Annotated in this window: 12 protein-coding genes; 9 read left to right on the top strand and 3 right to left on the bottom strand. The window is 74.7% G+C overall.

Annotated features, from left to right (window positions below):
* Nucleotides 1-60: 60 nt before the first annotated feature.
* A complete protein-coding gene (locus DMH12_RS14705; RefSeq protein ID WP_125492014.1) occupies nt 61-1,647 on the bottom strand; it encodes an alkaline phosphatase in 1,587 nt (528 codons plus the stop codon).
* 139 nt (nt 1,648-1,786) lie between these two features.
* The gene (locus DMH12_RS14700) at nt 1,787-3,187 is read right to left on the bottom strand and encodes a PLP-dependent aminotransferase family protein (RefSeq protein ID WP_125492013.1); all 1,401 of its coding nucleotides are present in this window, start codon (nt 3,185-3,187) and stop codon (nt 1,787-1,789) included.
* 149 nt (nt 3,188-3,336) lie between these two features.
* Here DMH12_RS14700 and DMH12_RS14695 point away from each other — a divergent pair, with 149 nt between their 5' ends.
* The 9 genes from DMH12_RS14695 to DMH12_RS14655 all read left to right on the top strand — a co-directional run bounded on the left by DMH12_RS14695 (nt 3,337) and on the right by DMH12_RS14655 (nt 12,088).
* Entirely contained in the window at nt 3,337-3,852 is a 516-nt protein-coding gene (locus DMH12_RS14695) for a hypothetical protein (RefSeq protein WP_125492012.1), read from the top strand.
* Nucleotides 3,836-4,798, top strand: coding sequence for a bifunctional lysylphosphatidylglycerol flippase/synthetase MprF (locus DMH12_RS14690; RefSeq protein ID WP_125492011.1), 963 nt, complete (start codon nt 3,836-3,838; stop codon nt 4,796-4,798). The genes DMH12_RS14695 and DMH12_RS14690 overlap by 17 nt, the downstream gene beginning before the upstream one ends.
* Nucleotides 4,799-4,842: 44 nt before the next feature.
* Complete coding sequence (locus DMH12_RS14685) at nt 4,843-5,976, top strand: acyl-CoA dehydrogenase family protein (protein ID WP_125492010.1); 1,134 nt, start codon at nt 4,843-4,845, stop codon at nt 5,974-5,976.
* Between the two features lie 61 nt (nt 5,977-6,037).
* Nucleotides 6,038-7,159: an SDR family oxidoreductase gene (locus tag DMH12_RS14680; protein ID WP_125492040.1), complete on the top strand. Its 1,122-nt coding sequence runs from the start codon at nt 6,038-6,040 to the stop codon at nt 7,157-7,159.
* A complete protein-coding gene (locus tag DMH12_RS14675) occupies nt 7,156-8,424 on the top strand; it encodes an aspartate aminotransferase family protein (protein ID WP_125492009.1) in 1,269 nt (422 codons plus the stop codon). Before DMH12_RS14680 ends, DMH12_RS14675 begins: the two co-directional genes overlap by 4 nt.
* A gap of 42 nt (nt 8,425-8,466) precedes the next feature.
* Nucleotides 8,467-8,934, top strand: coding sequence for an aromatase/cyclase (locus DMH12_RS14670; protein ID WP_125492008.1), 468 nt, complete (start codon nt 8,467-8,469; stop codon nt 8,932-8,934).
* Nucleotides 8,906-9,475 carry a flavin reductase family protein gene (locus DMH12_RS14665; RefSeq protein WP_125492007.1) on the top strand — a complete coding sequence of 190 codons (570 nt, stop codon included), beginning with the start codon at nt 8,906-8,908 and terminating at the stop codon, nt 9,473-9,475. The genes DMH12_RS14670 and DMH12_RS14665 overlap by 29 nt, the downstream gene beginning before the upstream one ends.
* Entirely contained in the window at nt 9,472-10,794 is a 1,323-nt protein-coding gene (locus DMH12_RS14660; RefSeq protein WP_125492006.1) for an FAD-binding oxidoreductase, read from the top strand. Before DMH12_RS14665 ends, DMH12_RS14660 begins: the two co-directional genes overlap by 4 nt.
* 52 nt (nt 10,795-10,846) lie before the next feature.
* Nucleotides 10,847-12,088 carry a wax ester/triacylglycerol synthase domain-containing protein gene (locus DMH12_RS14655; protein ID WP_125492005.1) on the top strand — a complete coding sequence of 414 codons (1,242 nt, stop codon included), beginning with the start codon at nt 10,847-10,849 and terminating at the stop codon, nt 12,086-12,088.
* Between the two features lie 18 nt (nt 12,089-12,106).
* On the opposite strand, the gene DMH12_RS14650 is transcribed toward DMH12_RS14655, so the two are convergent.
* Nucleotides 12,107-12,985 carry an SAM-dependent methyltransferase gene (locus DMH12_RS14650; protein ID WP_125492004.1) on the bottom strand — a complete coding sequence of 293 codons (879 nt, stop codon included), beginning with the start codon at nt 12,983-12,985 and terminating at the stop codon, nt 12,107-12,109.
* Nucleotides 12,986-13,005 lie beyond the last annotated feature (20 nt).

Below are 13,005 nucleotides of genomic sequence, written 5' to 3'. Positions count from 1 at the left end.
CTCACCGACCGCGCACCGGGGGATGACGCCGGTGCGCGGTACACCCCACAGGCTACGGGACTACTGCCCCACCCGCCCCGGCCGCAGCACCTTCGTGTACAGCACCGTGCCGTCCTGCTCGCGCAGCCGCACCGTCATCTCGGCGCTGTCGCCGTCGATGTCGACCTCCCCGAAGAACTGGTAGCCCTCCGCCGGCGAGACGTTGGAGGCGGTCGGCGCCTTCACGAACACCCGCTCGGGACCGAAGGTGCCGTCGAGTGAACTGGCGGGGAAAGCACCCGAGTTCAGCGGCCCGGACACGAACTCCCAGAACGGCTCGAAATCGGAGAACGCGGCCCGGGAGGGCTGGTAGTGCTGGGCGGACGTGTGGTGCACGTCGGCCGTCAGCCACACCGTGCCGGTGATCCGCCGGTGCTTGACGAACCGCAGCAGCTCGGCGATCTGCAGCTCCCGCCCCAGCGGCGCGCCGGGGTCGCCCTGCGCGATCGCCTCGATGTTCGGCGCGCCCTCGGTGGCGTCGGGCACCACCAGGCCGATCGGCATGTCGGCGGCGATCACCTTCCACACCGCACGCGACCGCGACAGCTCCCGCTTCAGCCACTCGAGTTGCTCGCGGCCGAGGATGCCCTGCGGGTCCGCGCTCTGCCCGCCGGGGGAGTTGGCGTTGCGATACGTCCGCATGTCCAGCACGAACACGTCGAGCAGCGGGCCCTGGCGCAGCACCCGGTGGACGCGGCCCTCGCGCGCGCCGGGCCGCAGGGTGGAGACGGGGAAGTACTCGCCGAACGCCCGCCGGGCCCGGGCGGCCAGCACGTCCACGCTCTTCTCGGTGTACCGGTCGTCGGTGTCCGCGATCACCTGGCCCGGGTACCAGTTGTTGCGGACCTCGTGGTCGTCCCACTGGACGACCGAGGGGACCCGCGCGTTGAAGCGCCGCAGGTTCTCGTCGAGCAGGTTGTAGCGGAAGTTGCCGCGGAACTCGGCGAGGGTCTCGGCGACCTTGGACTTCTCCTCGGTGGTGACGTTCCGCCAGGTGCGGCCGTCGGGCAGGGCGGCGGTCTCCGCGATGGGCCCGTCGGCGTAGATGGTGTCGCCGCTGCAGAGGAAGAAGTCCGGGTCCAGGGCGCCCATGGCGTCGTAGATGCGGTAGCCGCCCAGGTCCGGGTTGATGCCCCAGCCCTGCCCCGCGAGGTCGCCGGACCACACGAACCGCACACCGTCGCGCCGCCGGACCGGCGCGGTGCGGAAGGTGCCGGTCACCGGCTCGCCGGTGCGGCGCGGGTCGTCGGGGTCGGCGAGGAGGACGCGGTAGTGGATCTGCTCGCCGGGCGGCAGGCCGTGCAGCCGGGTGGTGCCGGTGAAGTCGGTGTCCCCGCCGAGCAGCGGACCGTGCCACCGGTGCGGGCGGCGGAACGACTCGGTCGCGGACGTCTCGACGATCATCCGCGCCGGGCGGTCGGACCGCACCCACACCAGACCCGAGTGGGAGGTCACGTCCCCCGTCTGCACACCCCAGCCCGCCCCGGGGCGCCCGGAACGGGCGAACGCCGGCGCCGCCCCGAGCGAGGTGGGCAGGGTCAGGGCCGCCGACGCGGCGAGCGAGCCGCGCAGCACACTGCGGCGGCCGGGCAACGGACGGTGTGACATGGACGCGCCTCCAAGGGCTCCTGGGCAGGGTTCCGGCCGGGTCCGTGGCCGGTGTGCACGGCAAGGCCTACTGCTCCGGCGCGGCGCGCACGGAAACTCCGCGTGAACAACCCGCCGCCCCGGCCGGCGACGCGGCCGGTCAGGCGGCCGTCGCCATCGCCCGCACCCCCGCCCGGATCCGCCCCGGCGTCAGATGCGCGTATCCCAGCACCAGCCGCACCTCCTTCCGCCCCGCCGCCCCACTGTCCACGCCGTGCCCGTACTCCGCCAGGGAGCGCACCGCCACTCCCGCCTCCGTCACCCGGGCGAGGAAGCGCTCGGTGGGCCCGTACCGTTCGGGGAGCGTGGCGATCGCGTGCAGACCGGCGGCGATGCCGGTGACCTCCGCGCCGGGGAAGTGCTCCGCCAGCGCCGCCGTCAGCGCGTCGCGCCGTTCGCGGTAGGCGCGCTGGCAGACGCGCAGCTGGCGGTCGTAGTCGCCGCGCTCGACGAACCGGGCGAAGACCGCCTGGTCCAGCGCCGGGTGTCCCAGGTCGGTGGTGCGCTTGCGCGCCACCACCTCGTCCGCCAGCCACCCGGGCACCAGCAGCCACCCCAGCCGCAGACCCGGGGCGAGGGACTTGCTGACCGATCCGGTATAGGCCACGCGTTCCGGATCGAGACCCTGGAGCGCGCCCACCGGGGCGCGGTCGTAGCGGAAGTCGCCGTCGTAGTCGTCCTCCAGGACGAGACCGTCCACGGACCTCGCCCAGTCGAGGAGTTCGGCGCGCCGCCGCGCCGAGTAGGCGATCCCGGTGGGGAACTGGTGGGCCGGCGTCGTCACCACGACCCGTACGCCCGAGCCGCGCAGCGCGCCGACGGCCAGCCCCTCCGCGTCCAGCGGCAGCGGCACGGTGGCGACGCCCGCCGACGCGTACAGGTCGCGGTGCTGCGGGCTGCCGGGATCCTCGACACCGGCGGCGCGGGTCCCGCGCGCGTGCAGCACGCCCGCGAGCAGTGCCGTCGCCTGCGCCACCCCGGACACGACCACGATCCGCTCCGGGTCCGCCACCACGCCCCGGCGCCGCGCCAGCAGCTCGGCCAGCGCGGCGCGCAGCCGGGGCAGGCCGCGCGGATCGGGATAGCCCAGAGCCTCGTGCGGCAGCTCCGACAGCACCCCGCGCTGCGCGGCGGCCCACGCCGAACGCGGGAAGAGCGACAGGTCGGGCGTCCCCGCCACGAAGTCCGCGCGGTGACCGGGGGAGCGCGGGGCGAGGTCACGCGCGCGCGGGCGGGCCGCCCGCACCGCGTCGCCCACCCAGGTCCCCGCACCCCGCCCGCTGCGCAGATAGCCCTCGGCCGTCAGCTGCTCGTACGCGTCCGTCACCAGCTTCCGCGACACCCCGAGGTCGGCCGCGAGGTCCCGGCTCGACGGCAGCCGGGTGCCCGGGGCGAGCCGGCCCGAGCGGACCGCGTCCCGCAACGCGGCCTGGAGGGCGCGGCCACGCGCGCGTGCCGGTGCCGAGGCGGCGGGCAGCAGCAGCTCCCAGGCCGACGTCATGCGATCAGTCCCCCGCGCATCAGTTCTCTCCAATCGCCTCCACTTTACGAGGGGTTGGACGCGCCGGTGCGTAAAGCGAGTGACAGACCACAGCGAGGGGGCAGGCCCGCTGCCGGCCCCGGAATCGTACGCGCAATCCAGGAGCGCCCGTGGACGCCAAGAACCGTTTCGAGACCAAGGTCACCTTCGCCCTCTCCCGACTCGAATGGCTGGGCTTTCTCACCGTTTCGCTCGTGCTCGCATTCCAGCACCATACGGAAATCCGCTGGGCCGTCTTCATCCTGCTGTTCGCGGTGATCGACGTCATCGGATATCTTCCCGGCGCGATCGCCTTCCGGCGCAGCCCGGACCGACGCGTTCCGCGGGGCTGCTACGTTGCCTACAACCTGATGCACAGCCTGGTCACGGCAGGTTTCGTGGCCGGGGCATGGGCGCTTTTCGTCCGGCCGGAATGGGCGCTGCTCGCCCTCCCGATCCATCTCATGGGCGACCGGGCGCTGTTCGGTAACTCCCTCAAACCCTTCGGGGTCGCCTTCGAACCGGAAACCACCCCGGCATTCCTGATGTTCGAGCAGCGGTACCGGTCGTCGGTGGATTCCGGCGAATTCGGTACGGCGCGCACTTCCACGAACGACACGGAGGACACCGATGCCGTCCGTGCTTGACACCCTCACCGCCCACAGCGACAACCCCAGTTCCTTTCTCGCCCTCAACAGCGGAAACTCGTACTTCCACGACGACCGGTTCGAGGGAGCCTGCGCCTATCGGACCTGCGGCCGCTACGCCCTGCAATTCGGCGGCCCCTTCACGGCGCCCGAACACCGCGCGCGGCTCCTGGACGCCTTCGCCGCCCACACCGGACGCCGCCTGGTCGCCGTACAACTGCAACGCGCGGACGCCGAGCTGTACGCGGCGCACGGCTTCACCGTCAACCAGATCGGCGCCTCCTACGCCGTCGACCTCGGCCGCTTCACGCTGCGCGGCTCCCGGTTCGTCCGGCTGCGGAACAAGATCTCCCGCGCCCGGCGGGCCGGCCTGGAGGTCGTCGAGGTCCGGGACGGCGACGACTGCGCCGAGCTGGACCGGATCGACCAGTGCTGGCTGCGGGAGAAGGGCCGGCACGTCAAGGAGCTGCGCTTCCTGGTCGGCCAGCGGACCGGGGGCCTCCAGCGCCACCGCCGCCTCTTCGTCGGCCGCATCGACGGCGAGGCGGTCGGGTACATCAACTACTCGCCGGTCTACGGCAGCCGCCCCGGCATGCTCCACGACCTCAGCCGACGCAGCCCCGGCGCACCGCCCGGCGTGATGGAGGCGCTCAACGCGACCGTGATGGAACAGCTGACCGCCGAGGGCGCGGGCTGGCTGCACTTCGGGTTCACCCCCTTCACGGGGCTCGACCCGGAGCACGAACTCCCTGGCGCCAGCCCTCTGTTCACCCGCTTCGCCCGCCTCCTGGCAGAGCACGGCGGCGCCGTCTACCCCGCCGCCTCCCAGCTCGAGTACAAGCAGAAATGGGCTCCGCACGCGGTCCTCCCGGAGTACATCGCCTTCCGCGGCAGGCCCCGCCCCGGCGCCGTCTGGCAACTGCTGCGCGCCACCAACGCCGTGTGACCCACACCGCCGCCACCGCCTCACCCTGGAGGACCGCACAGCCCATGAGATTCCTCGAACGCGAACGCACCACCCTCGCCAAGCTCCTCCCCGACCTGGACCCCGCCCTGCGCGAGACCCCGCTGATGGAACTGGAGCGGCCGGGCAGCCCGGGCATCCGGCTCTTCCGGGACAGCGGCGGGCCCGGACTGCTCGTCCCGGAGTCCCACCAGGGGCGCGGCGCCACCGCACTGGACGCGCTGAGGGTGCAGCGGGCCATCGGCAGCCGCTCGCCCTCGCTGGCCGTCGCCACCACCATGCACCACTTCTCCATGGCCACCCTGGTCGGCCTCGGCGGCCTCGGTGACGGCCTGGAGTGGATGCTGATCGAGGGAGTGGCATCCAGCAACCGCGTCATCGCCTCCGGCTTCGCCGAGGGCCGCAGCGGCGCGGGCATCCTGGACCCCTCGATGACCGCCACCGCGACCGCGGACGGCATCCGGATCAACGGCGTCAAACGCCCGTGCAGCCTCGCCCGCTCCATGGACGTGCTCACCGCCGGCGTCGTGATCCCGCGCGAGGACGGACAGGGCGACGAACTCGCCGTCGCCCTCGTACCCGCCGACAGCGAGGGCCTCAGCGTCAGCGGCTTCTGGTCCAGCACCTTCCTGGCCGGCGCCGAGAGCGACCAGGTCACGCTCACCGACGTCCTCGTCCCGCCGGAACTCGTCCTGCGCACCGCGACCGCCTCCGGCGAACGGCTCGACGAACTCCAGACCGCCGGACTGATCTGGTTCCAGGTCCTGATGACGGGCAGCTACCTCGGCGCCGCGAGCGCCCTGGTGGAGCGCGTGCTGCTCAACGAACGCGTACCCGACCACGAGCGGGTACGGCTCTTCGTCGAGACCGAGGCCGCCATGGCCGCCGCCGAGGGCGTCGCCCGCCGCGTCGACGGCGGCGACCTCGACGAGTCCGCCCTCGCCCAGGCCCTGTGCGTGCGCTACGGCGTCCAGGACGCCCTCGCCCGCATCGTCCCGCGCGCGGTCGAACTGCTCGGCGGGCTGAACTTCATGACGTCCGACGAGGTGGGCCACCTGGCCGCCTGCGCCAACGGACTCTCCCTGCACCCGCCGTCCCGCTCCCGGATGACCCCGCCGCTCGGCGCGTACCTGGCCGACGGCCCGCTGGCCATCGCCTGAACCCGGCCCACCCCGCCCCACCGGCCCACCGGTGGTCGAGACCCGTTGGGAGAACACCCTCATGCCCTCGGACAACCCGCGCCTCACCGTCCTGCCCACCGGCCGTACGGGACCGCGCGACCGCCCCACCCTGCTGCTGACCGGCGGCTCCGGAGTGCTCGGGCGGGCCCTGATCGACGAACTGGCACCCGACTACGACCTGCTGTGCCTGCGCCGCAACACACCGCTGCGCGACCCGCGGGTGCGCGAACTCCAGGGCGACCTCGTCGCCCCCCGGCTCGGACTGAGCCCCCGGGCCTGGCACGAACTGGCCCTCGAGGTGGACGTGGTGCTGCACTCCGCCGCCGAGACCAACTGGCGCACCCCGCCGGAGAACATCACGCGCACCAACGTGCGCGGCGCCGACAACGTGCTCGACCTCGCGGCCCGCGCCGACGCCCCGCTGTACCTCATGAGCACCGCGTTCGTGGCCAACACCCCCACCGACGAGGACCGCCGGCGCTTCCCCGGCGCCGCCGCCTACCTCGACTCCAAGAGCCGGGCCGAGCAGATGACCCGCGACGCGGGCGTGCCGGGCGTCATCGTGCGGCCCTCGGTGGTCATGGGCGACTCCGCGACCGGACGGATCGCCGGTCAGCAGGGCCTGACCAAGACGATCGGCTCGATGATCCTGGGGCAGGTGCCGGTGCTTCCCGGCGCACCCGACGCCCGGATCGACATGGTCCCGCAGGACTACGTCGCACGGGCCGTCGGCAGCCTGGTCCGGGGCGGGGTCGGCGGCGGCGAGTACTGGCTGACGGCGGGCGGGCAGGCCATCGAACTGCGGGAGTTCGCCGACGTCTGCGCCGACGTCGCGGTACGCCACGGCCTGCCCCGCCCCCAGCGCCCCCGGCTCATCCCCGTCGAGGCGGTGCACCGGCTGCTGCTGCCCATGCTGGAGGGCACCGCGCTGCCCGTCTCGGTCCGCCGCCGGCTGGAGCACTACGCGGAACTGCTGCTGGTCTTCCAGCGCGCACTGCCCTTCGACACCTCCCTCGGCGAACCCCACTGCGGCACCCGTCTGACCCGCGCCGGCATCCGGGCCGCCCTGGTGCGCAACGCGGAGAGCTGGGCCGGGGAACGGTCCGCCCTGCTCAGCCGGCACCGGGCCGCCGCGGCCGCCCCCGCGGAGGTGGCGTCATGACGATGTCACCCCCCTCCGCCCCGCCCGCCGACACGACCGACGTGGTCGCCCTCTATCAGAAGCACATCGGTACCGGCCGAGCCGTCATGGGCCGCGTCATGGGCGGCATGGCCGAGGTCCGCTCCGAGGGCGTCTGGATCCACGCCGACGACGGCCGCCGCTTCCTGGACTTCGGCGGCTACGGCGTGTTCCTCCTCGGCCACCGCCACCCGGCCGTCGTCGAGGCGGTGCACCGGCAGATCGACACCCACCCGCTGGCGAGCCGCGTCTTCCTCGAACCGGTCGCCGCCCGGGCCGCCCAGGCCCTCGCCGCCCACACCCCGCCCGGCCTCGACTACGTCCACTTCGTCAACTCCGGCGCCGAGGCCACCGAGGCCGCCCTGAAACTGGCCCGCGCCCAGGGCCGCACCTCGGTGATCACCACCCGTCGGGGCTTCCACGGCAAGACCCTCGGCGCGCTCAGCGCCACCGCCAACGCCACCTACCAGACACCGTTCCGGCCCCTGCTGCCGGACGTCACCCAGGTCGGCTACGACGATCCCGCCGACCTCGAACAGGCACTGTCCGCCCGCCGCGACCGGGCCTGCGTCATCGTGGAACCCGTCCAGGGCGAGGGCGGTGTGCGCATCCCCCGCCCCGGCTACCTCCGCCAGGTGCGGGCGCTGTGCCGGACGTACGGCGCCCTGATGGTCGTCGACGAGATCCAGACCGGCATGGGGCGGCTCGGCACCTGGTGGGGTGTCGACGCCGAGGACGTGCGCCCCGACGTGCTGCTGGCCGGCAAGGGGCTCAGCGGCGGTGTCGTACCGATCGCCGCGATGGCCGCCACCGAGGAGGCGTACGCGCCGTTCAGCCGCGACCCCTACCTGCACACCTCCACCTTCGGCGCCTCGCCGATCGCCTGCGCCGCCGCCCTGGCCACCGTACGCGCGATGGAAGAGGAGGACACCGTGGCCCGCGCGGCCGTGCTCGGCGCCCGCATCCTCGAAGCCGTGCGGGCCGTCTGCGCGCCCTACGAGGGCGGACTGGTCCGCGAGGTGCGCGGCAGGGGACTGCTGATCGGCATCGAGTTCGCCGAGGAACAGGCGGTCGGCGAGATGCTGCTGGAGCTGATCGCCCGCGGCGTGCTCGTCAACCACTCCCTCAACTCCACCCGGGTGCTGCGGCTGACGCCGCCCGCCGTGGTCGAGGACGGTGCGCTCGACCTGTTCCGCACCACCCTCGCCGAGGCCCTGCACCGCACCGCCGGCCGCATGGCCGGCTGACCCCCGCGTCCGCGAACCCTCCGGGAAGGAACCGACCCACCCATGCGCCACGTGGTCCTGCACGCCCTCGCCGACGGCCTGGCCCCCGCCGAGGTCTACCGCCGCATCAGCGACTTCCCCCGCTACCCCGAGTACAGCGCCACCTTCCGCGAGGTGCGGGTGGAACCGCCGCTGCCCGACGGCTCCACCGTCTCCGACTGGACCGTCGAGTTCCGGGGCGGCCTGATGCGATGGCGGGAACGCGACACCTACTCGCCCGAGACGTACTCCCTCACCTTCGAACAGCTCAGCGGCGACTTCCAGACCTTCGAGGGGAGCTGGCGCTGCGAGGCGCGGGACGGCGGCACGCTCGTCGTCTTCACCGCCGCCTTCGACCTGGGCATCCCGTCCCTCGCCGAGATCCTCGACCCGGTGGCCGAGTCGACGGTACGGGCCAACATCGCCCGGGTGCTGCGGGGCCTGGCGGACGCGGAGGTGATCGATGAACGCGCGGCTGCGGCTCGTCGCTGACCGGACGGCCGAGCGGCCCGCGGACCCCCTCCACGAGGAGCCGGGACCCGGGGCCGCCCGCTGCCTCGGCCTGTACGCGAAGCTGGCCGCCGGGGTGACCGTCGTGACCGCCCGCGGCGAGGACGGGCCGCTCGGCATGACGGTCTCCGCCGTCACCTCGCTCTCCGCCCGCCCGCCCCTGCTCCTGGCCTGTCTGCGCGACGGCTCCCGCACCCTCGCCGCCGTCCGCGCCCGCCGGGCCTTCGCCGTGCACCTGCTGCGCGAGGAACAGCAGGACCTGGCGGGCCGCTTCGCCTCACCGACGACCACCGCGGCCGGGCGGTTCGCCGGCACCGACACCCGGCAGGTCCTGGGCGTACCGGTGCTGGCCGGGGCGCTCGCCTGGTCGGTGTGTCTCACCGAGGACGTACGCCGCTACGGCGACCACCACCTCGTCGTCGGCCGGGTCGCCGCCGTGCACGTGGGCGCCGGCCGCCCGCTGCTGTGGCACGACCGCCGGTTCGGCGCGCTGACCGATCCGGTCCCGGACGCCGCCGGATGACCGGGCCGCCGGCCGGAACGCCGCGCTGGGCCCCGGCGGAACTGCCGTCCCAGCCCCAGCTGCACGGCGTGGTCACCGCGGACGTGGCCGTCGTCGGGGCCGGCCTGGCCGGACTGTCCTGCGCCTACCACCTCGCGGAGCGCGCACCGGGCCTCGACATCGCCGTGGTGGACGCCGCGCAGCCCGCCGCCGGGGCAAGCGGCCGGGGCACCGGCCTGCTCGGCCCGCGCGCCGGGCCCGCCCTCGACCGGGCCGTGCAGCGGTTCGGCCCGCGCGCCGCGCGCCGCATGCACCGCGCAGGCGAGCGGGCGGTGCGGGACGTCCTCGACCTGTGCGCGCGGCTGGACGTGCCCTGTGCGCCGCGCCCCGGCGACCAGCTCATCGCCACGCGCTCCCCGGCGGGCCTGGTGGCACTCGCCCGCCAGGCCAGAGCCGCCCGCGAACTCGGCCTGGACATGCCGGTCCTCACCCCGGCCGGCATCAGCGAACGCGTCGGCGTGCCCTACCGGGCGGCGCTTGTGCACCGGCCCGCCGCCACGCTCGACCCGGCCGCGCTGACCTGCGCCCTCGCCCGAGCCTGCGCCGAGAAGGGGGTGCGGTTCTACGGCCGCAGCCCGCTGCTGGCCGTGCGCCCGGGCGATCTGGTCGGCCCGGAGCTGGTCTTCCCGCACGGCCGGCTCTACGCCGGGCAGGCGGTGCTCGCCGTCAACTCCGCGGCCCAGGCTCTGGACCTGCCGGTCGGCACGGTCCTGCCGCTGGAGGTGTACGCCGTCGCCACCGAGCCGCTGAGCCACACCGCGTACGAGGCGCTGGGCGGGCGCGCGGGCCACGCCGTCGTCGACGCCGTGCCGCTGGCCCCGTACTTCCGCCTGCTGCCGGACCGGGGGCTGGTCGCGGGCGGCGGCACCGCCACCGTCCCGGCCGGGCTCGGCGCTCCGCGGCTCCAGGCGCTCCGCGAGCGCGCCTGGGCCCGGCTGGAGGGGTGGCTGCGGTCCCTGCACCCCGACCTCACCCGGGTCCGGGTCTCCCACCGCTGGTCCGGCCGGATCGGCATGACCGGCGACGACCTGCCGGTGGTCGGGCCGGTCCAGGGCCTGCCCGACGTCTGGTACGTCGGCGGCTGCTGCGGCCACGGCCTCGCGCTGTCCGTGGCGCACGGAGCGCACGTGGCCGCCGCCCTGCTGGGCGAGCCGGACCCCGGCGAGCCACTGCCGTGGCACCGCTCCAGAGCCCCCCGCCTGCCCGTGGGCGGGCCCGGCCGGTTCGTGCTGCGCGGGTACGTGGACATGCTCGGGCGTGTCGCGCGGTACGCGTGCTGACGGGCCGGTGCGGCGCGGTACCCATGTCCCGCAACCGAACGAGAGGTTCCCGATGCCCGACCCCCGCCCCGGCGCCCACGACGCCCTGCCGGCATCCCTGCCCATGGGCACCGCCGACGTCGCCTACCACCTGGCCATGGGCGGCAGACCGCTGCCGGCCGGCTTCCTGTTCGGGTTCTCCGGCCGGGCGCCCACCCTGGACTCGGTACGCGTCCGGGTCGCCGAACGGGCGGCCCGCATCCCGGCGCTGCGCTACCGCATCGCGCGGCTGAGCCGCACCTTCTCCCGGGTCGACGGGATCGACGTCGAACGGCACGTGCACGAGGCGTGGCTGCCCGGGGAGGACGACGGCGCGGGCGCCGGACGGCTCATGCTGTCCCGGCCCATGGGCGGCGACGGCCGTCCGCCCTGGGACGTGTGGCTGGTGCACGGCCCCGACGGCGGACACAGCCTGTGCTACCGCACCGACCACACCTTCCAGGACGGCGTGGGCGCCGCGCACACCGCCCGCGCCCTGCTCGACGACCACCCCGCGGGTGGGCCGCCGCCCTATCGTCCCCGCAGGCCGGTACTGGGCGGACTCGCCGGGGCGGTCGGCGACATGGCGGCCTCCTTCCGCGCCACCGACAAGCCCGCCTTCGACGTGCCGGTGAGCGGCCGGACCACCCTGTGCCAGGCGGTCGTCCCGGTCGCCCGGCTGCGGGCCGTCGGCCGCGCGCACGGAGCCACGGTGAACGACGTCTTCCTCGCCGCGCTCGCCCACGCGATCGGCACCTGGCACCGGAAGGGCACCGGCGCCGCCCACCCCCCGCTGCCGGTCGCGGTCCCGATGTCGGTGCGGCCCCGGGGCGAAGAGTGCGCGCCGGGCAACCGGCTCGTCGTCGCCCGCGTCCTGCTGCCCTGCGACGCGCCGTCCCCGCTCCACGCCCTGACCCGGGTGGTCGCCCGCACCGACACCCTGCGCACCGGCCGGCAGCGCGACGCACTGCGGCTGCTGCTGACCGCGGGCCCGCGAGGCATCGGCGCCCGGGTCGGCACCCGGATGGTCAACGGCCGTTCCGTCGCCGGGCCGGTGAGCAGCGTCGACTTCGGCAGCGCTCTCGTCCACCAGGGCAACACCGCCCGCCGCGCCGTCGTCTACTCCGGGCTCGGCGCCGGCATCCGCTGCCTCACCACCCTGACGCTCCAGCACGACACCGCCTGCCTCGCGGTGATCCACGACGAGGCCCTGACGAGTGCCGACGCGCTCCCGGACCTGTGGCTCGCGGCGCTGCTGGAACTGGAACGGCCGTAGCGGTACGCGGCACGGCGATCAGCGCTCGTGCAGGGTCCCCGTCGTCAGGAACACGCACTTCGCCGCGGCCTCGGTGAGCAGCGGCAGGTAGGGCGCCAGCCGCTGCACCACGTACGGCAGCGTGAACAGGTCGGCGACCTCCGCGTCCCAGCCCTGCCGCGCCCACCAGCCCCGCGGATCGGCGAGCTGCCAGTGCCAGGAGATCCCGGTCGCCGACAGGGCGTCCAGGAACGGCGCCACGAACGACGACGAGGCGGCGTCGGCGTTCACGCACTCGGCGCCGAAGACGCTGCCGGGCGCGGACAGCTCGGTCATCGTGCGCACGAGGGACTCCACCGTGCGCGGCGGGAGGTGGTACAGGTATGTCTCGGACAGCCACGCGGTGGGCCGCCGCGGATCCAGCCCCGCGGCGAGCAGTTCCCCGCCCCACGACGATCCGGCCGGGTCGGCACCCACGGTGCTGCGGCGCCCGCAGGACGGCGCGGCCCAGTCCAGCACGTGCTCCTTGAAGGCCAGCAGCGCCGGATCCTCGACCTCGAAGACGTGTGTCCCCGTGGGCCAGTCGAGGCGGAACGCGCGGGTGTCCAGACCGGCGCCGAGCAGCACCACCTGGCGGCAGCCGGCCCGGGCCGCGCCCACCAGGAACTCGTCGTAGAAGCGGGTGCGCACCACGGCCCAGTCGGGCAGCAGCCGTTGCAGCGGGCCGTCGCCCGGGGGGCCGCCGGCGAGGCCGGCCGCGCTGACGAAGTCGGCGGCCCACGGGTCGCGGACGTACGGCGCGGACCGCCCGAACTCCCGGGCGTGGGCCGACGCCGTCCAGAGGGCGACCCGCGAGAGCCCGTCCGGCAGGGCGGTGCCCGGCGCGGGCGGGGGCTGGGACCGTGCGGGGTCCGGCATGGGAATCCTCCGTGTCGGTG

Origin of the sequence: Streptomyces sp. WAC 04229, assembly GCF_003947455.1 — a bacterium.
Taxonomy (GTDB): Bacteria; Actinomycetota; Actinomycetes; order Streptomycetales; family Streptomycetaceae; genus Streptomyces.
The sequence above is the reverse complement of the archived record's forward strand: the minus strand, read 5'-3'. Positions and strand labels throughout refer to the sequence as shown.

Excerpts from the sequence above, each read along its gene's own strand:
- DMH12_RS14705 (WP_125492014.1), bottom strand. The coding sequence starts at position 1,647 with ATGTCACACCGTCCGTTGCCCGGCCGCCGCAGTGTGCTGCGCGGCTCG.
- DMH12_RS14700 (WP_125492013.1), bottom strand. The coding sequence starts at position 3,187 with ATGACGTCGGCCTGGGAGCTGCTGCTGCCCGCCGCCTCGGCACCGGCA.
- DMH12_RS14690 (WP_125492011.1), top strand. The coding sequence starts at position 3,836 with ATGCCGTCCGTGCTTGACACCCTCACCGCCCACAGCGACAACCCCAGT.
- DMH12_RS14685 (WP_125492010.1), top strand. The coding sequence starts at position 4,843 with ATGAGATTCCTCGAACGCGAACGCACCACCCTCGCCAAGCTCCTCCCC.
- DMH12_RS14680 (WP_125492040.1), top strand. The coding sequence starts at position 6,038 with ATGCCCTCGGACAACCCGCGCCTCACCGTCCTGCCCACCGGCCGTACG.
- DMH12_RS14675 (WP_125492009.1), top strand. The coding sequence starts at position 7,156 with ATGACGATGTCACCCCCCTCCGCCCCGCCCGCCGACACGACCGACGTG.
- DMH12_RS14670 (WP_125492008.1), top strand. The coding sequence starts at position 8,467 with ATGCGCCACGTGGTCCTGCACGCCCTCGCCGACGGCCTGGCCCCCGCC.
- DMH12_RS14665 (WP_125492007.1), top strand. The coding sequence starts at position 8,906 with ATGAACGCGCGGCTGCGGCTCGTCGCTGACCGGACGGCCGAGCGGCCC.
- DMH12_RS14660 (WP_125492006.1), top strand. The coding sequence starts at position 9,472 with ATGACCGGGCCGCCGGCCGGAACGCCGCGCTGGGCCCCGGCGGAACTG.
- DMH12_RS14655 (WP_125492005.1), top strand. The coding sequence starts at position 10,847 with ATGCCCGACCCCCGCCCCGGCGCCCACGACGCCCTGCCGGCATCCCTG.
- DMH12_RS14650 (WP_125492004.1), bottom strand. The coding sequence starts at position 12,985 with ATGCCGGACCCCGCACGGTCCCAGCCCCCGCCCGCGCCGGGCACCGCC.